Below are 24,745 nucleotides of genomic sequence, written 5' to 3'. Positions count from 1 at the left end.
GCCCGAGCATAGGAACGTGCCGCCGTGCTGGAAAAACTATTCAATCAACATGCATCCGCCCTGCATCGTTACCTGTTGCGGAAGAAATGCACCCCCAGCCTGGCCTCGGATCTGGTGCAGGACACGTTCCTGCGAATCGCCCAGCTGGAGAACATGGAACGCATCCTGTGCGCGCCGTCGTACCTGTTTCGCGTCGCGCACAACCTCATGATCGACCACCATCGACGCTACGGTGAAAAGCGCTTCGACAGCGACGCCGCCGCCTATTTCGACACCCTGGTGGACGAAGCCAGCGGCCCGGAAGAGCAAGCGCTCGACGCATTGGCCCTGGAGCAATTGGAAAGCCTGCTGGAACGCATGCCAGAGCGCACCCGTGACATTTTCATGCTGTGCCGGGTGGAAGGCATGACGCACAAAGAGACCGCCCGCTATTTACGGATATCCACAAGCTCTGTACAAAAACACATGGCGATGGCGCTGGCCAAGATTGGCAAGGCGCTTGATCCAGACCAAGAGGGCTAAGCCTTGGGTATCTTGAAAAGCAAGAAGGTAAACAGTCAGAACCGTGAATGCTCCCCCACAAACGACCGACCCGTTGGAGCGCAAAGCTGCCGATTGGGTGATGCGTCATCGACAAGGCCAGCTGTCGGCGCGTGAGCTAGAAGCTTTTCAGCGTTGGCAGGAAGCCGACCCCAGACATGCCGCCGCTGCCGGCCGGGCTGACCGTGCCTGGCGCGCCACCGCCTCGCTCAAACGCCACCCCGGCTATGTAAAACCGCAACGCCCGCCGCGCACCCTATGGACCCGCAACACCTGCGCCAGCGCCATCGGTGCCGCCGCACTGGGTTGCTGGATGTTGCTCGCGCCGCCCTTCTGGCTGCAAGCACTGAACAGTGACTATCACACCGGTTTCGGCGAGGTTCGCCACATCAACCTGGCGGATGGCAGCCAGATTGAGCTGGGCAGCCACAGCATCCTCAACGTCAGCTATGACGAACAAACCCGCCTGGTCAGCCTGAGCCAGGGCGAAGCAGTATTCACCCCATCGCCGATCAATGACCAGGAGCGCCGCCCCTTTACCGTGCGCGCGCCCGGCGCCGATATCACTGCACGCGGCACGCGCTATCTGGTCGGTGTCGGCCAGGATCGCGAAGGCTGGGTCGGGGTGTTGCAGCACAAGGTCGAGGTCAATCTGACGCCCGCACAGCGCGATGATGCCGCCGGCTCCGCCCTGCTGGAGCAAGGCAACAGCCTGCGCTTCAGCCCCAAGGCCGGCTTGGTGCCGCTCACCACGCGCCCGGATGAACTGGCCAGTTGGCAGGAAGGTCGCCTGGTGTTCCAACGCGAACCCCTGGGCGACGCGGTGGCGCGCATCAATCGCTATCGACCGGGGCTGGTCGTGGTCAAGGGCGATACATTGCGCGCCATGCGCATCAGCGCGGTGATGCGCCTGGACAATCTCGACGACGCCCTCAAACACCTCGCACAGCAAGCCCACGGGCGCATTCTCGACCTGCCTGGACTCACGCTGATCTACTGAAAGGCCCCGCCTGCGGGCCCTTTGACATCATGAATATATAAAACCAGATACATAGATCATAACGATCTATCGCGTTTTCGCTGCTGCTGCGTTTCTACTACATGTGAATAACTCTTATTTGCTTTAGTGAGGCCGGTTTTGCAGATGCAACAGAACAACAAGAAGCGCAAGGCAGCAAATCGCACGCGACTGAGCCTGGGCATCCAGCTCGCCGTGTTCGCGCTGGCCGCCGACGCCGCCGCCATCAACCCGGTGCAAACTCGCCCGGTCAGCAACGCTGCACAGGTGCAACCCCAAGGTGGTTACCACGACTTCGACGTACCCGCCCTGTCGCTGGACGAAGGCCTGGTGCTGCTGGCGCGCCAGGCGGGTGTCGAGGTGTACCTGGGCAGCAATGACCTCACCGGCACCTACGGCAACCCGGTCAAGGGCCGGCTGTCCCTGGAAGCCGCGCTGCAACAACTGCTCGCCAACCAGGCGCTGACCTACAGCCTGGGCAACCAGCCCGAGCGGCCGATCATCCAGGTGCAACCCGCGCCGGGCATGAGCGGCATCCAGCAAGGCGACCTGCACCCGATCTACGTGCATGGCCTGGACGGCAAAGAGTCCCGCGACGAAAAGGGCTACAACGACATCTACGATCAGGACGTGTCCTCGGTGTATTCCGGCAAGGAACAGATCGAACGCTACAAAGGCGCCGCCCCCGCCGACATGTTCAAGGGCATGCTCAACGTCTACAGCGGTGACGGCCGCAACAGCGGTGCGCTCGACCCCAACGTTCGCGGCATCCAGGGCCCCGGCCGCGTGCCGCTGACCATCGACGGCACCGAGCAGGCACTGACGGTGTATCGCGGCTACATGGGCGCCAACAACCGCAACTACATCGACCCCAACCTGATCGGCAGCATCAAGGTGCTCAAAGGCCCGAACCTGGAGCGCAACGTCTACAGCGGCGTGGGTGGCGCGGTGGTCGCCAACACCTTGAACGTGGATGACATCCTCAAGGAAGGCCAGGAATTCGGCGGCGAACTGAAGATGGAAGGCAGCAACAACTCGGTGTCGCCCAAGTTGCCGCACTTGATGACCGGCCAAAGCCCGCCCGCCGACTACCAGTACATCCCGGTGTATTCCTACTACGACCCGTCGCTGTACAAACACCCGCGCACCAGCCGCGACAACAACCTGATCACCGGGGGCGACTCGGCCTATCGCCTGGCCCTCGGCACCCGCCAGGAAAAATTCGAACTGCTCGCCGCCTACGCCTACCGCGAAAAGGGCAACCACTACGCAGGCAAGAACAAGTCCGGCTTCTACGCCACCGGCAAACAGATCAATGGCCAGTTCGACTACATCCCCAATCTGGCCAACATCTATAAGCCGGGAGATGAAGTGCCCAACACCTCCAGCAAGATGGAGTCGTGGCTGGCCAAGGCCAAGCTGAAGATCGACGACGACCAATCCCTGGAGTTCGGCTACCGCGACACCGACTCGCTGTATGGCGAAATCATGCCGTCGCGCATCTCGTTCTTCCGCCCCGGCGACCAGTTTGATGCCGAATCCAGCGGCGTACCGCAGTGGCCCCTGAGCCACGTGCAGAGCAAAGCCTACAACCTGGAATACAACCTCAAACCCGAGGGCAACCCGTGGGTGGATTTCTATTCCAATCTGTGGGCAACCAATACCCAAAGCGACACTTACACCAGCGGCGGCGTGCCGAATGCCACCAGCATCGCCGACCCAGTATTCCGCAACACCGCCGTGGCGAATGCCCAGCACGACCGCGCGGGTGTAACGGTCAGCAACAAACTCAAATTGGTCGACAGCCTGGACCTGACCTTGGGCGCCAGTTACCAACATGAGAAGTTGAGCTCCAAAGACAACTATTACGACGCTGCCATCTTCGACACCTTGCGCATGAACCCGCGCGCGGGGCGCAGGGACGAGCGGGAGTACAACTTCAACTTCGATTGGCGGCCGGTCAGTTTTGCCAAATTCACGGCGGGTGCTCGGTATTCGTCTTATTGGTCGTTTGATGATTATTTGAAGGAGACACAGGACAAGACGGGGGTGACGACGCAGTTTGAAGAATCCGGCAGGACGGTCAGTTACACGGTGCGTAAAACATTGAGCGACGCCGAATGGAATGCCAATGTCGATCAAAAAATTGCCGGCAATCAAGTGTTCTGGGACATGTTTGGCACGCCAGAAGCACAGCGCCAGGAAGAAATAGCGCTGATCAAAGAACAAACACCCCGTGTCCAAGATACCCAGTACAAGGCAAATTGGGCCAATGACGGCAAGGGTCGTTATTCGCGTGATAACAACCCGTGTATTAACGGTTTGAATGCGGGCGAAAACATCATTGCGTGCAGCGCGTTTGGCAATAACACGGGTTCGCAAAAAGATATCAGTGCCAAACATCAGAAAGACAGTGCGTGGGCGCCCAGTTTATCGGCCACGTTCTATACCTCGGAAAATGGCCGCGTGTATCTGCGCTACAGCGAAGCGATCCGCTACCCGAGCATGTTTGAAAGCACACTGGGGTTTTCCTCGGCGGTCAATCCTTGGGGACTGGAGCCAGAGCATGCCTACAACTATGAAGCCGCCTACATCCATAACCTGGCCGGCTGGGGTGGCAGCGAGCGCGCCGATGTAAAGCTGACGTATTACCACAACACCATCAAAAACGTGATTGAGCGAAGCCCACAGTTACGCTTCAGCAACCTGGAAAAACAGACGACTTCCGGCGTGGAGCTCCAGACGCGCTACGACAATGGTCGCGTATTTACTGACCTGAGCATCGCCCACGTCCTGAAAAACAAGGTCTGCGACGAAGACTCCGCGATGTCGGTCAGCACCAATGGCAGTACGCCCAATTGCGTGGACGACGGTTTCGTCGGTGGCTACTTGGTGAGCATGTCCCAACCTGAGTGGTCGGCCAACCTCGGCGCCGGCGCACGATTCTTCAACCGCAAGTTGGAAGTCGGCGGGCGGGCGATTTATTACCGCCAACACGACAGCAAGTTTTATAGCAACTACCCCGACAGTGCCATGGTCAGTTATTACATCAACACGCCCATGTCGTGGGACAAGATCATCACTTATGACGCCTACGTCAATTACAAGTTAACCGACGATGCTTCTATTGAATTGACCGGCACCAACTTGAGCAACCTTTACTACATCGACCCATTGACTCGCTCGGCCGTACCGGCACCGGGCCGTACATTAAAAATCGGCTTTACCACTACGTTCTAACTTATGAGGTGCACCATGGGAGGCTAAGAGAACTTGGCAGACGCTTGACGTGTTGACTTAATTAAAATCACTCAATGGATGATGAAATGAAAACTTTCAACTACACAGTACTGGCAGTGGCTCTTCTTGGTTTGGCTGGCGTTGCTCAAGCAGATTCTTCTTCAGGCCAAAGCTATGACGGCACCATCATCGTAGAAGGCGCGAGCGGTACCGGCAGCACCAACCACCCTGGCTCGGCGGGTCAACCTGCCGTGGGTGTGAAGGCGTTTTACAACGGTGCAAAAGTGACCTTCGCCGGCCTCAAAGGCATGGTCGCCACCGACGCCAACGGCGTCACCACCATTACCCCGGCCATGATGCCGCCGTCCCACTCCGCGCTGGGCAACTTCGACTTCAAACAAGTCGCCAGCCAGCAGGTGTACTACGGCGAGTGGTCGCAGAACGGCACCAACAACGACCCAACCCGCGTCGTGTACTACTCGGGCGACACCACCGGCCGCGTGCTGCCAACTACCAGCGTGACCTACGCGGTACAGGGCATCAACAACTACTCCGGGGCTAACGTGTTGTCCGGTGACCTGACCGCATCGTTTGGCAACGCCTCGCCAACCTTGACCGGCTCCCTGAGCAACAGCGCCCTGCGCGTCGGGATCTCGGCCAACATCAATACTGCTACCGCTGCCTTCAGTGGCACCGCTGCCGCTGTAAACCCAACCAACAACGCACTGTTGTCCACCGGCACCACCCAAGGCAGCTTCTTCGGCGCAGGCTCCACCGCGTCGCTGGCCGGTATCGCCAAGTTCGCCGACCGCAGCTACGACACCGCTTTCGGTGGCGTAGCCAAGTAACAGCGGCTTGAACTGACGTAGCACCACCAAGCAAGTGCCTGGCCTCCAGGCACTTGCTTTTGGCGTTTTGAAGCGATCCCGAGAGCCCGGTAATGCCCCAGCCCTACTGCAAGCGATCCCTCACGTTGCATGTTTTGCCCTTTTCCCTGCTGCTGTTCACGGCCCCGGCGGTATTCGCCGCCGACCAGGACACCAGCCTGCGCCTCAACCAGAGCATCGAGTACCGCGCCAACAAGCAAGAGCGCGAGTTGCTCAAGGATGAACTGCCCAGTGACGGTGCCGCGCCGTCGCTGACCATCGACGGCCAGACCTACACCGTCGGCAACAACCTCGACGAGTTGGGCCGCGCGGTCTACCTGAGTGTCGAACGCCAGCAATGGCCGAACGCCCGCGACTACCTCAAGCGCTACACCGCCCTGCCCGGTCACGACCCGATGCTCACCGCCTACGCCAACGGCGGCCTGGCCCGCGCCGATGGCGACCTGGACAGCGCCGAACGGTATTACCAGGACCTGCTGGCCATCCAGCCCGACTTCCTGCCCGGGCGCCTGGAACTGGCGCGGGTGCAGTTCGAGAACCGCAAGGACCGCGACTCCAAGGCTGTGTTCGAAAAAATCAGCAGCAGCCTCAGCCCGTCGGACGCCCAGGCGATGGGTCTGGGCAAGACCGTCGACAGTTTTATCCAGGCCCTCGACCATCGCGAAGACTGGCAAGGCTCGTTCGCCATCGGCCCGACCTGGAGCGACAACCTCAACCAGTCGTCTGAAGGCAGCGTGACTTACCGCTACCAGACCGCTGAAGAAACCTACGTGGTCAAGCAATCCCTGCCTAAGGCCGTGTCGGCCCACGGCCAGGATTACGAGGCCACGCTCAACAAACGCATCGCCATCAGCGGCCATCACGGGCTGTTCGTGCGCTCGCTTTTGTACGGCCAAGCGTACGAAAAAGAGAGCAAGTACAACGAAGCCACGGTGATCAACAACGCCGGCTACAGCTACCACGATGCGCGCAACCAGTACGCTTTCGGGCCGTCGTACGAGTTCAACACCATAGGCGACAACGCCATGTACAGCGCCTGGGGCCTGCGCGGCGAGTGGATTCACACACTGTCGGCCACACGCATGTTCAAGCTCGAAGGCGAGTACAAGGACATGACGTACAAACACCAGATCAATAGCAACCTCGACGGTGGTATCAGCTCGGTCTACGCCACCCTGTGGCAAGTCTTGCCCCGGCAGTGGACGCTGTTCGGCGGCGTCGACATCACCGAACGCAACGCCCGGGACCGCGTCGCGGCATACCTGCAAAAAGGGGTGCGTCTAGGCGTCGCCAAGGACTTCGACATCGGCGTGAGCGCCGTGCTGTTCGCCTCGTACCGCAAGCGCCAATACGATGCCTACAGCGCAATCGTCGATGGCCGACGCAATGAGGATGAGCAAGGCTACACCTTCATCCTGCGTGCCCCACGGTTGGCGGTGTACGACGTGGTGCCCAGCCTCACCGTCAAATACAACAAGGTGCAGAGCAATATCGACTGGATTTATTCCTACGACAAAAACAGCATCAGCCTAAAACTGGAGAAACAGTTCTAGTCCGCCGCTGTCACAGGGATTGTGCTTGCGCTGAGATATCTATTTCACGGTTGCACTTATAGCGAGCTACTGTATAAAACGCCCCTATAAACCGCGCCATCAGCAAGAGGATCCCGGCCGTGGAAGAAATCATCGAACAATTGCGTGAAGCCAACGAACCGGTCCCGGTTCCCCTGGAATTGCCTGACGAAGACCAACTGGTGGAAATCGAAGAACAGCTGTTCATCGACATCCCGTTTGTCTTCCGTGAGTTCCTGCTGACCGTCAGCGACGTGGTCTACGGCAGCCTGGAGCCAGTGACCGTCACCGACCCGCAGTCCCACACCTACCTGCCGGACGTGGCCGCCAACGCCTGGGATGCCGGCGTTGATCGCAGCATGATCCCGATCTGCCAGGACGGCGACGACTACTACTGCGTCGAAGAAGACGGCACCGTGGTGCTGTGGTCCGGCGAAGAAGAGCTGGTCACCGAAGAAACCTGGGAATCGGTGTGGCACTGGGCGCGGGACGTCTGGCTGGAAAGCTGAGCACTGTGTGCTCTTGTGGCGAGGGAGCTTGCTCCCGCTGGGCTGCGCAGCAGCCCCCAACACATTAGCCACTAGTGCTCTGCCGTATCCTTATGGTTATCCAGCGTCTCCAACAAGGCGACCTGCATCCGCGTATGCACGCGGATGAACCAGCGCCAGAGCACGGCCGCCACCGCCGCCGTGACCACGGCGATCAGCACCAGCAACTTGTTGGTCGGCAGAATACTGGCCGACAAGGCTGCCAATAGCAGGAAGATCACCAGCAGCGACAGGATCGGGATCAGCTCCGCGATCACCCGTCGCACGCGCTGGGTATGGCGCCCGGCCATTTCCGGTTTCACGCTCATCTCCGCCAGCAACATCGACAGTGCCTTGAGCTTGCGATACGCCGCAATCAGGAACGGCAGCGACAACAGCAACGCCCCGCCCCAGATCAATGCCTTCTGCCAGCTTGGATCGCTGATCCAACCTTCCAGGTAGCCGCCGATGCGCTTTGCAAAAAAGCTGCCGGTAAAGAAGATCGCCACCACCAGCGCCAGATTCACCCCCACTTGCAGGATGATCTTGCGGATCATCGACGCCAGCATCGCGCCCTCGCCCTGGGGCTGAATGCTGCGCAACCATTCGCCGTACATGCCAAACACCCGACTCATGCGCTTGGGCATCACCGCCGCGATCTTCAGCGACAGTGGGTCAGCGCCGCGAATCAGGTAGGGCGTGAGCAGCGTGGTAATCGCCGAAACGGCCACCGCCACCGGGTACAGGAAGTCGCTGGTCACCTGCAGCGTCATCCCCAGCGCCGCGATGATGAAGGAAAACTCACCAATCTGTGACAGCCCCATGCCAACCCGCAGCGAGGTGCGGCCGTCATTGCCGGCGATAAATGCGCCCAGGCCGCACGACAACATCTTGCCCAACACCACCGCCACGGTGATCACCGCAATCGGCCAGGCGTATTGCAGCAGGATCTGCGGGTCGATCATCAAGCCAATCGCCACGAAAAAGATCGCACTGAACATGTCGCGAACCGGCTCGATCAAGCGCTCGATCTTAATCAACTGCTTGGATTCGGCCATGATCGCGCCAATCAGAAACGCGCCCAGCACCATGCTGTATTCCAGCTTGACCACCAGCAGGCAGAAGCCGAAACACAGGCCCAGCACGGTGATCAGCAGCATCTCGTTGCTTTCGAACTTGGCCACGTAGGCCAGCAAACGCGGGACCAGCAAGATGCCGATGACCAGCGCGACGATCATGAACAGCGAGAGCTTGCCGACCGTGGAAAACACCTCGCCGGAGCTGACCGTGCCACTGACGGCGATGCTCGACAGCAAGGCGATGATGCCGATGCCAAGGATGTCTTCGACGATCAGCACGCCGAAAATCAATTGGGCGAAGCGCTGGTTTTTCATCTTCAGGTCGTTGAGCGCCTTGACGATGATGGTGGTGGAGGAGATCGCCAGGATCGCGCCGAGGAACAGCGAGTCCATGGTGTTCCAGTCGAACCACTGGCCGATCTCGTAGCCGATCCAGATCATCAGGATGATCTCCAGGAACGCCGCGATAAACGCCGTGGCGCCGACCTTGAACAGCTTGCGCAGGCTGAACTCCAGGCCCAGGCAGAACATCAGGAAGATCACCCCCAGCTCGGCGAGGGTCTTGATGGTGTCTTCGTCGTGGATCAGGCCGAATGGCGGGGTGTGCGGGCCGATGATAAAGCCGGCGACGATATAGCCCAGCACCACCGGCTGCTTGAGGCGGTGAAACAGGATGGTGACCACCCCTGCGACAAGCATGATCACGGCCAGGTCCTGGATAAAGCTGATGGCGTGCATGGCGAGGGGCTCCTTGAAGGTACCGGCGCTTTTCCCACTTCCGTGCGCGCCTTTGGAAAGTCGCAAAGTGCGGAAGGAAAAGTCTGCCTAAATCGTAAGAAATGCCCTGAGACGGGCTTTTGCAGGTTAACACCGCGACTTCCGGCAGAAAGCCGGTGCAATATATGGAAACAGATCGGCCCAGGCGTGACGGCAAGCCGCCCACCTGCGTCCCGTTATGGATGGCGCTACAAAGATTCCAGCACCCGCAGAGGTGCCCCCCAACCAATGCCTACAACCGTGAGTGTGCTATGGAACCCGGAAACGCCCAACTGTCGATGACGGTGCTGATGACCCCTGATATGGCCAACTTCTCTGGCAATGTCCACGGCGGCACCCTGCTCAAGTACCTCGACGAAGTGGCCTACGCCTGTGCGAGCCGTTATGCCGGCCGTTACGTAGTGACATTGTCCGTAGACCAAGTGATTTTTCGCGAGCCGATCCATGTCGGTGAACTGGTGACCTTCCTCGCATCGGTCAACTACACCGGCAACACCTCGATGGAGGTGGGGATCAAGGTGGTCACCGAAAACATCCGCGAGCGCTCGGTGCGTCACACCAACAGCTGCTTCTTCACCATGGTCGCCGTGGACGACCAGCGTAAACCGGCCGCCGTGCCGCCGTTGCAGCCGCACAACAGCGAAGACAAACGCCGCTTCGTGCAGGCGCAACAGCGCCGGCAGATTCGCCAGGAGCTGGAAAAGCGGTATCAGGAAATCAAGGGCTGACGACAGCCAACTCTATCCAAATGTGGGAGCGGGCTTGCCCGCGATAGCGGTGTGTCAGTACCAAATGTGCAAGCTGACACACCGCTATCGCAGGCAAGCCAGCTCCCACATTGGGTTTTGTGTGATTACAAGCCGATCGGCGTGGCTTCAAAGCGCACCCGCGGATGGGCAATACGGTCCTGAGCCCGCACCAACTCCAGCTCATAACTCGCACACGCCTGGGTTTCCAGCAGCACTTCATGCACCGCCGCTGCGGTGAACTCGAAGGCCGCCACCAGGCTGTCGCCCAGCAACACCCGCGCCAGGAACAACCCCGACGTCAGGTCGCCCACGCCCACCGGCTGACGCGGAAACGCCAGCAACGGCCGGCGCAGGTGCCAGCTGCCGTCGTTCGTCACCAGCAGCATCTCGAAACCTTCCGGCAACTTGCCCGGATAATCCAAGTGTTTAACCAATACCGCCTTCGGCCCGCGCGCCAACAAGGCCTTGGCCATGGCCAGGCAATCGAACAGCGACTGCGGCTTGCGCCCGGCAAAGCTGTCCAGTTCCAGCTGGTTGGGGCACAGGAAGTCAGCCATGGCCACGGCTTCATCCAGCAGGAAATCACTGACCTCCTGCGGCACGATGCAACCCTTTTCCGGGTGGCCCATCACCGGGTCGCACAGGTACAGGGCCTTGGGGTTGATCGCCTTGATGCGCGCCACACCGGTCAGAATCGCGCGGCCCTGGTCGGCGCTGCCCAGGTAGCCGGACAGCACCGCATCGCAGTTGCCCAACTCGCCAATCGCCGCAATGCCTTCCACCAGCGCCGGAATTTGCTGCGGCGCCAACACTTCGCCGGCCCATTGACCATACTGCGTGTGGTTGGAGAACTGCACCGTGTTCAGCGGCCAGACATTCACCCCGACGCGCTGCATGGGGAACACGGCGGCGCTGTTTCCGGCGTGGCCAAAGACCACATGAGACTGGATCGCAAGCAGATGAGGTGTGCGTTTCATGCAGGGGATTTCCGTAAAGCCGTTGAAATTCTGGCCGCGCAGTATGCGACTAAACGCAGCCTGTACGACAGACCGGCGACACAGTTAAGCTGCTCTCACTTTGTTGGAGTTTTTCGCATGCTGACCCTGGGAAATATCTTCGTGTTGATGCTGCTGGCGACCGGCGCCGCTTGGGTGTGGCACAACCACGGCCTGCGCGAACGTGCGCTGGAGCGGGTCAAGCAGCATTGCGCCAAGCTCGACATCGAACTGCTCGACGGCGCCGTGGCGCTCAAGCGCATCGGGTTTGTAAAGGATGCCAAGGGCCGCCGGCGCCTGGCACGCATCTACAATTTCGAATTCACCGTGACCGGCGAAAGCCGTCATCCGGGGACCATCACCCAATTCGGCGCCCACAGCGCGCAGATCGAACTGGCGCCCTACCCTTTCGAGATCAAGACGCCGCTGCCCAGCGCCGACGTGATCGAGCTAAGCCAATGGCGCCAGGACCACGCCAGCAAGAACCGTCACTGACGACAGGCTGCCAGCGCGGCCTGTAGCGCCGCCACGTCCTGTGGCGCGCTGAAGATCAATTCGATACGCGAATCGCGACGCCATTCGCTGGGTTGCCATGTGAGCGGGCTGTTGTCCACCGCGTTGGCGCTGATCCAGCCTTCGCCGCTGTGGATAACCAGTTTGGCGCGACGCCACTCAAGGCCCGCAAGCCACTGATGCAAGCGCTCGGCATTGAACACCTGGCTCGGGTGCCAGCGCCAACCGATGCTCCAGCCGCCCTCCTGGGCCTGGCTCAGGCAGATTGGCAGCGCGGGGTCGCTCCAGATCGCCGGCATTGGCGCGAGGTCTTTGGGTACTGCGAAGTTATCCACAGCGTTGCCCGCTTTCGCATTCAGTCCTGGCAACTGCGCCAGAGGCAACTGCGCCTGACGCGTCCAGTAATGCGGGCAATCAGGCAATTGCCGTTCGACGGCCTGGCGCTGCGCGGCGTCCAGCAATTCATCCTTGTTCAACACCAACAGCCCGGCACTGGCCAACGCTTCTTGTTGCGCCTGTGCCAAGGGTTTACCTACCGCCAGGGCCTGAGCATCCAATACGAGTACGCACGGCTGAACCGCCAGCACGTCCTGCCACGGCGCCGCCTTGAGCTGCTTGAGCAACTGCGCGGGATGGCCCAGCCCCGACGGCTCGATAAACAGCCGATCCGGCTTGGCCTTACGCAGCAAACGGCCCAGGCCGACCTGGAACGGGGCACCATTCACACAGCACAAACAGCCGCCGGCTACTTCGCCGAGGGCAATGCCGTCGTCATCCAGGGTCAGCAGCGCTGCGTCCAGGCCAATCTGCCCAAACTCGTTGATCAACACGGCCCAACGTTCGTTGGCCGGGCGTTGGGCGAGCAGGTGCTTGATCAGGCTGGTCTTGCCGGCGCCCAGGGGGCCGGCAATCACATGGGTGGGAATGTTCTGCAACATGGAAGGCATCGTTCAGGCGGTGTAGAGGGTTTGATCCTACGCGGTTATGCGAGCCAATCCAGTGTCAGGATCAAGCGGCGCTCGTCCGCTTTTAATGCCGGCGAACGGTGGATCAGGCCATGGCCTTCGTTACCGTGCCATTTGGTGCCCTTGAGCAAAGCGACTTCGCCGCAGTGGATCTGCTCGATGCGCTCGCTGGGTTCGGCGTCTGCCTGGCTCAGCTGGCGACGGTCCATCACCCCTTCACGCAACCACTGGCTGCCAATCCCCGCGTAGGTGGTGATCAGCCGCACCGGCACGTGATCGACGTGAAAACGCGGGCACATGGCCTTGTCCAACAAACGCAGGCGCACACCAATGCGCTTGGCGCCCAGCAGGCAGGCAAATGCGCTGACCAGCCACGAGACATCGGCGATAAAGCCCTCGTAGCCTTCAAGATCACGACAGCTGGACGCCAAATCCTGCAAGTTTGGCGTTGCGTCTTCGCTGTCGAGTTCGATCACCATGGAATCGGCCAACGGCTCGTTGAGCGATACCAGCAAGGCGCCGAACTCAGCGATGTGCAGGGGCAACTGGCGCTGCCACAGCGCCAGGTTCACGCCGTCTTCGAGGATATCGGACAGGGCCAGCGGGGTTTCGCCGCGGGTCTGGCGAATCACGGGACGCAGGGGGATTACCGGGGCGAGCATCAGGCGGCTGCCTCCTCATACCAAGGGCCAAAAGGATCGGCCAGCAAGCGCCAACCTTCGACGCCCAGGGCCATTTCTTCATCGTTGAGCAGGCAGGCGTCCAGTTCGGCGCGCATGGCGGCGAAGTCGATGTTCTGCCCGATAAACACCAGTTCCTGGCGGCAGTCGCCGGTGCTCAGTTGCCAGTTGCCCATGATCGCCGCGACGTTTTCTTCGTCCTGCGGCCACTGGCTTTTGGGCACGAAGCGCCACCAGCGGCCGGCAAAACCATGGCGCATCAGGCCACCGGCCTGAGACCAACTGCCGGCGTCCTGGTGCTTGCTGGCCAGCCAGAAAAAGCCCTTGGAGCGCAGCAATTTGCCGTTGACCCAAGGGCGGTCGATAAAATCGAAAAAACGCTGTGGATGGAACGGCCGGCGCGCGCGGTAAGCGGTGGACGCGATGCCGTACTCTTCGGTTTCCGGCACATGTTCACCGCGCAGTTCCTGCAACCAGCCCGGGGCCTGGGCGGCGCGTTCGAAGTCAAAACGGCCGGTGTTGAGGATCTTATGCAGCGGCACTTCGCCCATGACCATCGGGATGATTTCGGCCTGGGCGTTGAGGCGTTCGAGGATCGCCATCAGCTCTTCGCGTTCGCGGCTGCTGATCAGGTCGATCTTGCTGATCAGGATCACGTCGGCAAATTCGATCTGTTCGATCAGCAGGTCGGTAATCGAGCGCTCATCTTCTTCGCCGAGGGTTTCGCCGCGCGAGGCGAGGCTTTCGGCGGCCTGGTAGTCGAGGAGGAAGTTCATGCCATCGACCACGGTGACCATGGTGTCCAGGCGGGCGATGTCGGCCAGGCTTTGCTCGTTTTCATCGCGAAAGGTGAAGGTTTCGGCCACGGGCAGCGGTTCGGAGATGCCGGTGGATTCGATCAGCAGGTAATCGAAACGACCTTCCTTGGCGAGTTTTCCCACTTCCAGCAGCAAGTCTTCACGCAAGGTGCAGCAGATGCAGCCGTTGCTCATCTCCACCAGTTTTTCTTCGGCGCGGTTGAGGGTGACGTCGCGCTGCACTTCGCTGCCGTCGATGTTGATTTCGCTCATGTCGTTGACGATCACCGCCACCCGCAGGTTTTCGCGGTTGCGCAGGACGTAGTTGAGCAGCGTGCTTTTACCGGCGCCGAGAAAGCCGGACAACACAGTAACGGGGAGACGATTGGGCATCAGGTATTCCTCATCAGGTGGCCGGTCAAATCGCCCGTTTATGGCGTTCGCGCAGCTCTTCACGTTCTTTGGCTTCGATACACAGGGTGGCGGTAGGACGCAGCAGCAAGCGCTGTAGGCCGATGGGTTCGCCGGTTTCGCGGCACCAGCCGTATTCGCCACGGGCCAGCAGTTCGAAGGCGTCGTCGATCTTGTCCAGCAGCTTCTTTTCGCGCTCCAGCAGGCGCAGTTGCCATTGGCGCTGTTCTTCAGCGCTGCCGACATCGGCGGGGTCGCTGTTGGGTTCCTGCTCGCGCAGCAACTGGAACTCGGCGTCGATGCGCGCTTGCAGCTCATTGCGCTGGGCCAGCAACAGTTCGCGGAAGAAGCCTTGCTGGGCTTCGTTCATGTAGTCGGCGGGCGGTTGCGCTAGCAGGTCTTGTCTAGTCATGGGGAGCGGTTCACGGGTCAGGCTGTGCTTTTATGTTATAGTATAACAATACAAATAAGCCAATCCCCCTTGCTCGCCGCGACGAAGGGCGCAATGCTTGAGCACTTTCCAGCCCAGAGAAACCCTATGAAATACCTGGCGTGCGCCCTGTTATTGGCCGTGGCAGGCCCGGCCTGCGCCCAAGTGCCGAGCCTGCTGGCGACATGCACGCGCAGCGCCAACCTGCTGGCCTGCGTGGACCCGCAAGGCAATGCCTACAGCGTGGCGACGGCCGGCAGCACCACGTATTTGCGCGGTTTCGAGGTGCTCGGCAAACGCCGCTGGGCACAGACCAACAGCCGTTATGGGCAACTGACGTTTTTTACCGGGCTGGCCTCGGACGGTGAGGCGTGGGTGGGCTACACGCGGCGTGTGGGCTGGACCACGATCAACCGGTTTTCCAGCTCCGGTGGTTCCAGCGCCAAGTTCACCTGCAGCCGGATTACCGGCTGTTAGACCTGACCAGCCTTCTGCTCCTGGGCCCAGGCCATGTAGCTGTTCATCGGCGGATTCTTCTGGAAATACCGTTTCAACCCGTCGAACAAGCCGTCCGCGACCGCCTGTTGATGACGCACCGTGACCAGGCGTTCAGCGTCGCGGGTATTGGAGATAAACCCGGTTTCCACCAGGATCGACGGCACGTCCGGTGACTTGAGCACCGCGAATCCGGCCTGCTCCACGCGCTTCTGATGCAGGGTGGTGATGCCTTCCAGGCTGCCCAGGATCGAACTGCCCAGTTGCAGGCTGGAGGCGATGGTGGCATTCATCGACATATCCAGAATCACCCCCGCCAACATCGGGTCCTTGTCCTTGAGATTGAGCAGCGTGGTGGCGCCCAGCAAATCGGCACCGTTCTCACGCTGCGCCATGAAACGCGCCGTGGCCGACGTCGCGCCCCCTTCCGACAACGCATACACCGAAGCCCCCGACGCGGTCAGCCGTGGCGCGGCATCCGCATGCACCGAGATGAACATATCGGCCTTGTGCTGACGGGCAATGTCCACACGCTTGCGCAGCGGCACGAAGAAGTCGTCGTTGCGCACCAGCTTTACGTCAAAGCCCTTCTCACGCTTCAAACGCTTGGCCAGCAACTGGGCGATGGATAGCACCACGTCTTTTTCGCGCTGGCCTTTGGAGCCGATGGCACCCGGGTCTTTGCCGCCGTGGCCGGGGTCGACCACCACGATGATGTCGCGCTTGGGGTGCGCCTTGTCCGTGATGGGCGCGGGCTCAGCGGCGATTTGCCGAGGCGCGTGGGTGCTGCTGGTCAAGTCCAGCACCAAGCGATGACCCTGGCCATCCTGCGGCGGCAATAGAAAGCTGTTGAGCTGCATCGGCGCCGCCAGGTCCAGCACGATGCGCGTGTCTGCCTTGCCGAAATGCCCCGAGCGGATCGACGTGATGCCGCTGTTCTTCAAGGCCAACTGCGAAAAATCACCACTGAGCCCGGCACCGCTCAGGTCGATGATCAAGCGCTCCGGCGAGGTCAGGGAAAAGGTCTTGTATTGCACCGGCCCGCTGAGATCGAACACCAAGCGCAGCTTGTCCGCCGAGCGCCACAGGCGCGCATTGCTGATCTGCGTGGCGTGGGCGGCAAACGGCAAGGTGAACAGTGGGCTGACCAGGAGCAGGTTGAGGAGCTGACGTCTGTGCATGACAAATACCGCAGATAAAGGAGCGTCCGTACTCGACAGGGCTGAAAAAAGGCTGGAGCAGAATATTCATCGTCGATGTTATTGTTATACTATAACATGTCTAATTATTACCAACGATGGACCTGCTTATGAATGCGCTGACTCTGCCGGATATCGCCGCGCAGGCTTCACGCCAAGCCTTGCCACTCGACTGGGTGGGCATGTGCGGCATCGCCCTGCCGATCCTGATCGACGGCCAACGCCTTAGCGCCCGCGCCGATGCCGGCGTCAGCCTGGACGACGGCGAAGCCCGTGGCATTCATATGTCACGCCTATATCTGGCGCTGGAGATGCTTGAACACCAGCCGCTTACGCCTGCACTTCTGCGTAATGTACTGCAGCGTTTCCTCGACACACATGAAGGTTTATCTAAGAACGCCTACCTGCGCATCCACACCGATTTGCTACTCAAACGCCCGGCGTTGATCAGCCCTTTGGCCGGCTGGAAAGCCTACCCGGTGAGCCTCGAAGCGCGCCTGGAAAACCAGATGTTCCACGTGGAACTAAAAATTGACGTTACCTACTCATCAACCTGCCCGTGCTCGGCTGCCCTCGCCAGGCAGTTGATTCAGCAGCAATTTCTCGACGATTTCAGCAACACGCCGCTCAAGCATGAGGACGTCCTCAACTGGCTGGGCAGCGCCAGTGGCATCGTCGCCACGCCCCACAGCCAGCGCAGCACTGCGCAGTTACATGTGCACCTGCAGGGCGACGAACTGCCGTTCACCGACCTGATCAACCACGCCGAAGCCGCCCTCGGCACCGCCGTACAAACCGCCGTAAAACGTGCGGACGAACAAGCCTTCGCCCTGGCCAACGGGCAGAACCTGATGTTCTGCGAAGACGCCGCCCGCCGCTTGAACCTCGCCTTGAAACGCTCGGATGCCGTCAAAGCCTTCCACCTGAAAGTGATCCACGCCGAAAGCCTGCACGCGCACGATGCCGTGGCTGAAAGCCGCTGGACGAGACACCCTGCATGATCACCTGCACCGCACTCCGCTGGGGCGCTCCGGGCCAACCACTGACGCCCGCCCTCGATCTCACACTGCGACAAGGCAGCCTCACTGGCATCATCGGCGCCAACGGCACCGGTAAAAGCAGCTTGCTCAAAGTCATCGCCGGCCTGCAAAAGCCGCTGGCGGGTAAAGTCACGGTGGACGTTCCACGCCGTGGTGGCCTGTCGTTCCTACCCCAGCAACAGCACCTCGACCGCCAGTTCCCCATCAGCCTGCAAGAGTTGGTCGCCGCTGGTTTCTGGGGCACGAAACTCACGCCCCAACAACGCAGCCAGCGCCTGGAAGCGGTCCTGGAAGACTGGTGCCTCAGCGGCCTGCAACATCGCCCGCTGATGGCCTTGTCCGGCGGCGAACTGCAACGCGCCCTGCTCGCCCGCATGAGCCTGGCCGAAGCGCCGGTGCTGCTGCTCGACGAACCCCACGCCGCCCTCGACGAAGACGGCCAGGCGCTGTGCTGGAAACACATCCACGCCTGGCACGATGCCGGCCGCACATTGATCGTGGTCTGCCACGACCTCGCCTCGGTGCGCCAACACACCCAGCAAGTCGTGCAGATCAAAAGCACCGGCTGCGTGTTCGGCAACAGCAAAGAGCTGATCCGCCCACAAGCCCAAATGCAGGTGGCCTGATGCACTTCGCTGCTCACCTGTGGATGCCCTTCGTTGATTTCGTCTTCATGCGCCGCGCGCTGATCGGCGGGCTCGTTCTGGCGTGCAGCACCGCGCCGCTCGGCGTGTTCCTGATCCTGCGCCGCATGAGCCTGATCGGCGACGCCGTGGCCCACGGCATCCTGCCCGGCGCCGCCCTTGGCTTCTGGTTCGCCGGCCTCAGCCTGCCCGCGCTGACCATCGGCGGCCTCGGCGCCGGCCTGAGCATGGCCGGCCTGTCCGCGTGGATCACCCGCCGCACCGGCCTGCGCGAGGACGCCAGCCTCGCCGCCATCTACCCGATCTCCCTCGCTGCTGGCGTGCTGATCCTCGGCCTCGCCGGCAAGCGCCTGGATCTGCTGCACCTGCTGTTCGGCTCCGCCCTGGCAGTGGATGAGACCACCCTCACCGGCATGCTCTGGGTCACCGGCTTCAGCCTGTTCGCCATGGCGCTGATCTACAAACCGCTGCTGTTGGACACCCTCGACCCACTGTTCCTGCAAACCGTCAGCCGCCTCGGCCCGCTGGCGCATGGGTTGTTCCTGACCCTGGTGGTGCTGAACCTGGTGATCGGTTTCCAGGCCATCGGCGCCTTGATGGTGGTGGGCTTGATGATGTTGCCGGCCATCGCTTCACGTTTCTGGAGCCGGCGCTTGCCGGTGTTGATCGCGGTATCGGCGGTGCTGGGATGCCTGTCGGTATGGCTGGGCTTGTTGCTGTCGTTCTACTACTCGTTGCCCAGCGGCCCGGCCATCGTGCTGGTGGCGGGCGCCGGGTACCTGCTGTCCGTGGTCTTCGGTCCGGTGCACGGCTTGCTGCGCCGCCCGCCTTTGCTGTCATCCCAATGAGGTGTTTCCCGATGCGCGCTTTACTCGTGCTGTTCAGCCTTCTGCTACCGCTGTCGATGGCCCAGGCGGCCGACAAACTCCAGGTGGTCACCAGCTTCAGTATTCTCGATGACATCACCCACCAGATCGGTGGCGATCACATCCAGATCAGCAACATGGTAGGCCCGGACGCCGACGCCCACACCTACGAGCCCACCCCTGACGATGCCAAGGCCCTGCTCAAGGCCCGCGTCATCATCAAGAATGGCCTGGGCTTCGAGCCCTGGCTGGATCGTTTGGTCACCAGCACCGAAACCAAAGCCACGGTGGTGACCGCCAGCAAAGGCGTGATTTCCCACACCATGGACGAGGACGGCGAAACCATCCCCGACCCGCACGCCTGGCACAACCTGGCCAACGCTGAAATCTATGTGAACAACATCACCAAGGCCCTGATCGCCGCCGACCCGGCCAACAAAGCCGACTACCAGCGCAACAGCCAAACCTACCTGAAGGAAATCTACCGCCTGTTGGCCGAAGCCAAGGCCAAGTTCGGCGCGCTGCCGCCGGGCAATCGTCGCATCGTCACCTCCCATGACGCCTTCGGTTACCTGGGCCAGGCTTACGGGATCGAGTTCCTCGCGCCCCAGGGCCTGTCCACCGAACGTGAGCCGTCTGCCGCCGAAGTTGCCGCGCTGATCACCCAGATCCGCAAAGACAAGGTCAAGGCCGTGTTCATGGAAAACATCAAGGATTCGCGCCTGCTCAAGCAGATCGCTGACGAAAGCGGCGCGCAGATCGGCGGCACGCTGTACTCCGACGCCCTCGCCGCCGAAGGCCCGGCCAGCACCTTTACCGGGCTGTTCGAATACAACCTCAACACCCTGTGCGCCGCCCTGGCCAAGCCATGACCCTGAGCATGCTCGACCTGGAAGGGGCTGCCCTGGGCAGCCGCTTCCCCCTCGAAGCGGTGCTCGATGCCCTGCCGTGGAACAGCGACGGCCTCATCGCCGCCATCGCCCAACAGCACGGCAGCGGCGAGGTGCTGATGCTGGCCTGGATGAACCGCCGAGCGCTCAACGAAACCCTCGCCACCGGCCACGTCTGCTACTGGTCGCGCTCGCGCCAGCGGCTGTGGCGCAAGGGCGAAAGCTCCGGCCACTGGCAGCAACTGGTGGAAGCACGCCTGGATTGCGACGGCGACGCGGTGCTGCTGATCGTCGATCAGCAAGGCCCCGCCTGCCACACCGGCCGGCCCACCTGCTTCTACAACGCCATCGATGGCGACCACGTCCACATCATTACGGAAGCCTCAGCATGATCCGCAAGAACCCGTCCGGCGATCTGCCCGTGATTGCCGAATCGGCCTACGTCGATAAAACCGCAATCATCTGCGGCAAGGTGATCATCGGCGAGAACGTCTTCGTCGGCCCCTACGCCGTGATCCGCGCCGACGAAGTCGACGCCAGCGGCGCCATGGACCCGATCACCATCGGCGCCAATTCCAATATCCAGGACGGCGTGGTCATCCACTCCAAATCCGGCGCCGCCGTGACCATCGGTGAGTTCACCTCCATCGCCCACCGCTCCATCGTCCACGGCCCCTGCACCGTCGGCGACCGCGTGTTTATCGGCTTCAACAGCGTGCTGTTCAACTGCGCCGTGGGCAATGGCTGCGTGGTGCGCCACAACTCGGTGGTGGATGGGCGCGACTTGCCGGATGCGTTCTACGTGCCGTCCACCACCCGCATCGGGCCCAACACCGACCTGTCGCAATTCCCACCGGTGAGTGTCAGCGCCTCGGAGTTTTCCGAAGACGTGGCGCGCACCAATGTCGATCTGGTGCGCGGCTACAAAGCCCTGCAAAACGAGTTCTGAACCATGAGCCGCCTGCTGATCCGCAATGCCCGCCTGGTAAATGAAGGCCAGGAATTCGACGCCGATGTGCTGGTCGCCAATGGCCGCATCGAGAAGATCGCCAGCAGCATCGAAGGCTGCAACGCACCCGTGGCCATCGACGCCCAGGGCCAGTGGTTGCTGCCGGGGATGATCGATGACCAGGTGCACTTTCGTGAACCCGGTGCGCCGGACAAAGGCAGCTTCTACAGCGAATCCCGCGCGGCGGTGGCGGGCGGCATCACCAGTTTCATGGACATGCCCAACACCAATCCAGCGACCCTCAACCTCGAAGCGCTGGCCGATAAAAAGCGCCGAGCCGCGTTGCACTCGGTGGCCAACTACGGCTTTCACTTTGGCGTGAGCAACGACAACCTCGACACCGTCGCTGCCCTCGATCCGCGCGAAGTGGCCGGGGTGAAAGTGTTCATGGGCGCCTCCACCGGCAATATGCTGGTGGACGACCCGCGCATCCTGGAGCGCCTGTTTGCCGAAGTACCGACGATCCTGCTGGCCCACTGCGAACACACGCCGAGCATCCAGGCCAACGAACTGCGCCTGCGCGAACGCTTCGGCGAACACATCCCCGCCGTCGCCCACCCGCTGATCCGCGATGCCGAGGCCTGCTATCGCTCGTCCTCCTTTGCGGTGGAATTGGCCAAACGTCATGGCACGCGCCTGCACGTACTGCACCTGACCAGCGCCCGCGAGCTGGCGTTGTTCGAGGACAAACCGCTGTCGGAAAAACGCATTACCGCTGAAGTCTGCATACACCATTTGCTGTTCGACGACCGCGACTATCACCGCCTCGGCCATCAGATCAAATGCAACCCGGCGATCAAGACCCGTGCCGACCGCGACGCGCTGCGCCTGGCCATATTGAGTGATCGTCTGGATGTCATCGGCACTGACCATGCGCCGCATACCTGGGCGCAAAAACAGTTGGAGTATCGCCAAGCACCGTCGGGTCTGCCCCTGGTGCAGCATGCGCTGCCGGCGTTACTGGAGTTGGTGGCCGATGGGCATTTGCCCCTGACCACGCTGGTGGCGAAGACCAGTCACCGCGTGGCGGACCTGTTCGCCATTCCTGATCGCGGCTATTTGCGCGAAGGCTATTGGGCCGATCTGGTACTGATCCAGCCCGAACCGCAAGGCAAACCCGTGAGCAGCCAACCGATCCTCGGCCGGTGCGGCTGGACGCCCTTCGCCGAGCGCAGCTTCCGGCACAGCGTCAGCACTACCCTGGTCTCGGGCCACCTGGCGTGGCACAACGGCCAGGTGGTCAACAGTTGCCAGGGTTTGCCCCTGCACTTTCTGCGTTAGGCGCGGGGCTTGACCGTGCCGCAATCGGTGCCCAGCCATTGGGCGTGGGTGTCCAGGCTGCCCTTCTGCTGAATGCCGGTGGCATTGAAGGTGCCGTTGACGCTGGTGCTGAATTCCTTCTGGCTCTGGAAAGTGGCTACGCCGGTGCCTTGCGCTTTCGGACAGCTGAAGCGGAATTTCCACTGGTTGCCGGTCTTGTCGGTCACTTCCTGTTTGCAGCCCGATTGCGGGTCGGTCAGGGGGATCGAGTCAGAGGCGACCTGCGCCGGGGTGAGGCACACCTGCACACCTTTGCCGGCCATGGTGATGCCCTGTTTTTCCAGCATGGCGCGCTGTTCAGGGGTCATCTGTTGCTTGAGCTGACCGAGGATCAGCGACAAGTCCGGCAGGTCCTGGTTATCCACTTTCATATTGCTGGTGGTCAATTCCCACAAGCCTGGCGCGAGCATCTGTGCCTGTGCTGCTACGGGCAGCGCCAAACCAGTGACCATGGCCAAACAGAGCAGACGTGCATTCATCGGGTAACTCCTGGGTAATTGTGGGCGTTAGACGCCGCAAAGCCACCAGTGTTGCACGGCAAATAAAATAGCGACATTCGGCACCAGACATGGTCTGTTAGGCATTGGATTGTCTGGAGTCTCGTCGTCCATGGATTTCTTTGGCCCGCACCTGCTCGCTTACTTCATCGCCACGCTGCATTTTCTCGGGACGCTCGCCGCGATCCACGCGGTGCTGACCGTCAGGACCGCCCAAGGCTCGATCGCCTGGGCCCTGTCGCTGATGTTCATGCCCTACCTCACGCTCATCCCCTACCTGATCTTTGGCCGCAGCACCTTTGACGCCTACATCCAGGCGCGGCGCCAGGCCAACCAGGAAATGCACACCGCCATCACCGAATTGAACTGGCGACCGTGGGTCGAAGAAGCTCTCGCTGCGCGCAACTCCAGCGCCTACGCGTCCCTGCGTGCCATGCCCAAGCTGGGGCGCATGCCGTGCCTGGCCAACAATGAAGTGCGTTTGTTGATCAATGGCGACGCCACCTTCAGCGCGATTTTCGCAGCGATTCGCAACGCCAAGACTGCAGTGCTGTTCCAGTTCTTCATCATCCATGACGACGAGCTTGGCCGGCAGTTGCACGCCCTGTTGCAGGAAAAAGCCGCAGAAGGCGTCAGCATTTACGTGCTGTACGACCGCATCGGCAGCCATGCCCTGCCCCACCGTTATGTGCAATCCCTGCGTGACGCCGGGGTGCAGGTCAAGGCGTTCGCCACCCGCAGTGGCTGGCTCAACCGTTTCCAGGTCAACTTCCGCAACCACCGCAAGATCGTGGTGGTGGACGGCGTTACCGGGTTTGTCGGCGGGCATAACGTCGGCGATGAATACCTCGGCAAAAAACCGCCGCTGGCACCGTGGCGCGACACCCATGTGCAAGTCACCGGCCCGGTGGTGGCGTGCCTGCAAGAGTCGTTTGCCGAAGACTGGTTCTGGGCGGCGCGGGAGCTGCCGCCGCTGATCCTGCCGGACGCTTACCCCGACGACGGCGTGCTCTGCCAACTGCTCGCCAGCGGCCCGGCCGACCCGTATGAAACCTGCTCGCTGTTCTTCGTCGAAGCCATCCACGCGGCGACCGAACGCGTGTGGATCACCAGCCCGTACTTCATCCCCGACGAAGCCGTGTTCGCCGCCCTGCGCCTGGCGGTATTGCGCGGCGTTGACGTACGCCTGCTGCTGCCGTCGCGCCCCGACCACCGCATCGTCTACGCGGCCTCCAGCTTGTATGCGATCGAAGCCGTGCGCGCCGGCGTGCGTGTGTTCCGCTACATGCCAGGCTTTTTGCATCAGAAGGTGGTGTTGGTGGACAGCGAAATCAGCGCCATCGGCAGTGCGAATATGGACAACCGTTCATTCCGGCTGAATTTTGAAGTGATGTTGCTGACGGTGGACGAAGCCTTCGCCCGCGAAGTGGAACAGATGCTGCTGGATGACTTCGCCCTGGCCCATGAAGTCAGCCAGGAAGAAAGCCGCGAGACTCGGCGCCTGCAACAGCTGGGCATGCGCGTGGCGCGGTTGATCTCGCCGATCCTCTAACGAACACCACAGTAAAAACTGTGGGAGCTGGCTTGCCTGCGATAGCGGTTCGTC

25 protein-coding genes are annotated in these 24,745 nt (G+C 61.3%); 17 read left to right on the top strand and 8 right to left on the bottom strand.

What is annotated here, in order from left to right:
- Window positions 1–24 precede the first annotated feature (24 nt).
- The 6 genes from ACU688_RS17000 (at window position 25) to ACU688_RS16975 (ending at window position 7,765) form a co-directional block, all read left to right on the top strand.
- Entirely contained in the window at window positions 25–522 is a 498-nt protein-coding gene (locus ACU688_RS17000; RefSeq protein ID WP_124526981.1) for an RNA polymerase sigma factor, read from the top strand.
- 43 nt (window positions 523–565) lie between these two features.
- A complete protein-coding gene (locus ACU688_RS16995) occupies window positions 566–1,540 on the top strand; it encodes a FecR family protein (RefSeq protein ID WP_448185697.1) in 975 nt (324 codons plus the stop codon).
- A 144-nt stretch (window positions 1,541–1,684) separates the two neighbouring features.
- Window positions 1,685–4,798, top strand: coding sequence for a TonB-dependent receptor domain-containing protein (locus tag ACU688_RS16990; protein WP_448185696.1), 3,114 nt, complete (start codon window positions 1,685–1,687; stop codon window positions 4,796–4,798).
- An 86-nt stretch (window positions 4,799–4,884) separates the two neighbouring features.
- Window positions 4,885–5,646, top strand: a complete 762-nt coding sequence (locus ACU688_RS16985) for a Slam-dependent surface lipoprotein (RefSeq protein WP_448185695.1) — start codon at window positions 4,885–4,887, stop codon at window positions 5,644–5,646.
- Window positions 5,647–5,780: 134 nt separating this feature from the next.
- Window positions 5,781–7,238: a surface lipoprotein assembly modifier gene (locus tag ACU688_RS16980; RefSeq protein ID WP_448185694.1), complete on the top strand. Its 1,458-nt coding sequence runs from the start codon at window positions 5,781–5,783 to the stop codon at window positions 7,236–7,238.
- 119 nt (window positions 7,239–7,357) lie between these two features.
- Window positions 7,358–7,765 carry an SMI1/KNR4 family protein gene (locus ACU688_RS16975; protein ID WP_017739032.1) on the top strand — a complete coding sequence of 136 codons (408 nt, stop codon included), beginning with the start codon at window positions 7,358–7,360 and terminating at the stop codon, window positions 7,763–7,765.
- Window positions 7,766–7,836: 71 nt separating this feature from the next.
- Here ACU688_RS16975 and ACU688_RS16970 read toward each other — a convergent pair whose 3' ends face one another.
- Window positions 7,837–9,600, bottom strand: a complete 1,764-nt coding sequence (locus ACU688_RS16970) for a cation:proton antiporter (RefSeq protein ID WP_017739033.1) — start codon at window positions 9,598–9,600, stop codon at window positions 7,837–7,839.
- 290 nt (window positions 9,601–9,890) lie between these two features.
- On the opposite strand from ACU688_RS16970, the gene ACU688_RS16965 reads away from it, so the two are divergent.
- Window positions 9,891–10,367, top strand: coding sequence for an acyl-CoA thioesterase (locus tag ACU688_RS16965; protein ID WP_017739034.1), 477 nt, complete (start codon window positions 9,891–9,893; stop codon window positions 10,365–10,367).
- A gap of 125 nt (window positions 10,368–10,492) precedes the next feature.
- Here ACU688_RS16965 and pdxY read toward each other — a convergent pair whose 3' ends face one another.
- Entirely contained in the window at window positions 10,493–11,365 is an 873-nt protein-coding gene (pdxY, locus tag ACU688_RS16960; protein WP_448185693.1) for a pyridoxal kinase PdxY, read from the bottom strand.
- A gap of 117 nt (window positions 11,366–11,482) precedes the next feature.
- Here pdxY and ACU688_RS16955 point away from each other — a divergent pair, with 117 nt between their 5' ends.
- Window positions 11,483–11,878, top strand: a complete 396-nt coding sequence (locus tag ACU688_RS16955) for a DUF3301 domain-containing protein (protein ID WP_017737585.1) — start codon at window positions 11,483–11,485, stop codon at window positions 11,876–11,878.
- Here ACU688_RS16955 and ACU688_RS16950 read toward each other — a convergent pair.
- The 4 genes from ACU688_RS16950 to dksA are packed head-to-tail and all read right to left on the bottom strand — an operon-like array spanning window position 11,872 to window position 15,161.
- Window positions 11,872–12,834, bottom strand: coding sequence for a CobW family GTP-binding protein (locus ACU688_RS16950; protein WP_448185692.1), 963 nt, complete (start codon window positions 12,832–12,834; stop codon window positions 11,872–11,874). The two genes, ACU688_RS16955 and ACU688_RS16950, sit on opposite strands and share 7 nt — an antisense overlap.
- 44 nt (window positions 12,835–12,878) lie before the next feature.
- A complete protein-coding gene (locus ACU688_RS16945; protein ID WP_448185691.1) occupies window positions 12,879–13,523 on the bottom strand; it encodes a DUF1826 domain-containing protein in 645 nt (214 codons plus the stop codon).
- Entirely contained in the window at window positions 13,523–14,731 is a 1,209-nt protein-coding gene (zigA, locus tag ACU688_RS16940) for a zinc metallochaperone GTPase ZigA (protein WP_026136887.1), read from the bottom strand. The genes ACU688_RS16945 and zigA overlap by 1 nt, the downstream gene beginning before the upstream one ends.
- A 25-nt stretch (window positions 14,732–14,756) precedes the next feature.
- Window positions 14,757–15,161 (bottom strand): RNA polymerase-binding protein DksA, encoded by a 405-nt coding sequence (gene dksA, locus ACU688_RS16935; RefSeq protein WP_257782897.1) that lies wholly within the window; start codon window positions 15,159–15,161, stop codon window positions 14,757–14,759.
- Between the two features lie 126 nt (window positions 15,162–15,287).
- Between dksA and ACU688_RS16930 the strand changes: the two genes are divergently transcribed.
- Window positions 15,288–15,656 (top strand): glutamine synthetase, encoded by a 369-nt coding sequence (locus ACU688_RS16930; protein ID WP_448185690.1) that lies wholly within the window; start codon window positions 15,288–15,290, stop codon window positions 15,654–15,656.
- Here ACU688_RS16930 and ACU688_RS16925 read toward each other — a convergent pair.
- Window positions 15,653–16,855, bottom strand: a complete 1,203-nt coding sequence (locus ACU688_RS16925; RefSeq protein ID WP_448185689.1) for an N-acetylmuramoyl-L-alanine amidase — start codon at window positions 16,853–16,855, stop codon at window positions 15,653–15,655. The two genes, ACU688_RS16930 and ACU688_RS16925, sit on opposite strands and share 4 nt — an antisense overlap.
- 128 nt (window positions 16,856–16,983) lie before the next feature.
- On the opposite strand from ACU688_RS16925, the gene folE2 reads away from it, so the two are divergent.
- From folE2 to ACU688_RS16890, 7 genes are read left to right on the top strand one after another with little or no spacing between them, the layout of a single operon-like run.
- Window positions 16,984–17,874 (top strand): GTP cyclohydrolase FolE2, encoded by an 891-nt coding sequence (gene folE2 / locus ACU688_RS16920; RefSeq protein WP_448185688.1) that lies wholly within the window; start codon window positions 16,984–16,986, stop codon window positions 17,872–17,874.
- Window positions 17,871–18,539 (top strand): metal ABC transporter ATP-binding protein, encoded by a 669-nt coding sequence (locus ACU688_RS16915; protein WP_448185687.1) that lies wholly within the window; start codon window positions 17,871–17,873, stop codon window positions 18,537–18,539. The genes folE2 and ACU688_RS16915 overlap by 4 nt, the downstream gene beginning before the upstream one ends.
- The gene (locus tag ACU688_RS16910; protein WP_448185686.1) at window positions 18,539–19,405 is read left to right on the top strand and encodes a metal ABC transporter permease; all 867 of its coding nucleotides are present in this window, start codon (window positions 18,539–18,541) and stop codon (window positions 19,403–19,405) included. Before ACU688_RS16915 ends, ACU688_RS16910 begins: the two co-directional genes overlap by 1 nt.
- Before the next feature lie 11 nt (window positions 19,406–19,416).
- Entirely contained in the window at window positions 19,417–20,295 is an 879-nt protein-coding gene (locus tag ACU688_RS16905; protein WP_448185685.1) for a metal ABC transporter substrate-binding protein, read from the top strand.
- Window positions 20,292–20,705, top strand: coding sequence for a phosphoribosyl-AMP cyclohydrolase (hisI, locus tag ACU688_RS16900; RefSeq protein WP_448185684.1), 414 nt, complete (start codon window positions 20,292–20,294; stop codon window positions 20,703–20,705). The genes ACU688_RS16905 and hisI overlap by 4 nt, the downstream gene beginning before the upstream one ends.
- Window positions 20,702–21,262 (top strand): gamma carbonic anhydrase family protein, encoded by a 561-nt coding sequence (locus ACU688_RS16895; RefSeq protein WP_448185683.1) that lies wholly within the window; start codon window positions 20,702–20,704, stop codon window positions 21,260–21,262. The genes hisI and ACU688_RS16895 overlap by 4 nt, the downstream gene beginning before the upstream one ends.
- A 3-nt stretch (window positions 21,263–21,265) precedes the next feature.
- Complete coding sequence (locus tag ACU688_RS16890; protein WP_448185682.1) at window positions 21,266–22,603, top strand: dihydroorotase; 1,338 nt, start codon at window positions 21,266–21,268, stop codon at window positions 22,601–22,603.
- On the opposite strand, the gene ACU688_RS16885 is transcribed toward ACU688_RS16890, so the two are convergent.
- The gene (locus ACU688_RS16885) at window positions 22,600–23,121 is read right to left on the bottom strand and encodes a DUF3617 domain-containing protein (protein ID WP_257782906.1); all 522 of its coding nucleotides are present in this window, start codon (window positions 23,119–23,121) and stop codon (window positions 22,600–22,602) included. The genes ACU688_RS16890 and ACU688_RS16885 overlap by 4 nt on opposite strands.
- A 130-nt stretch (window positions 23,122–23,251) precedes the next feature.
- Between ACU688_RS16885 and cls the strand changes: the two genes are divergently transcribed.
- Window positions 23,252–24,691 carry a cardiolipin synthase gene (cls, locus tag ACU688_RS16880; protein WP_448185681.1) on the top strand — a complete coding sequence of 480 codons (1,440 nt, stop codon included), beginning with the start codon at window positions 23,252–23,254 and terminating at the stop codon, window positions 24,689–24,691.
- Window positions 24,692–24,745 lie beyond the last annotated feature (54 nt).

It is taken from the genome of Pseudomonas acericola (SeqCode) (assembly GCF_053456465.1).
This window is presented reverse-complemented; position numbering and strand designations above follow the sequence as displayed.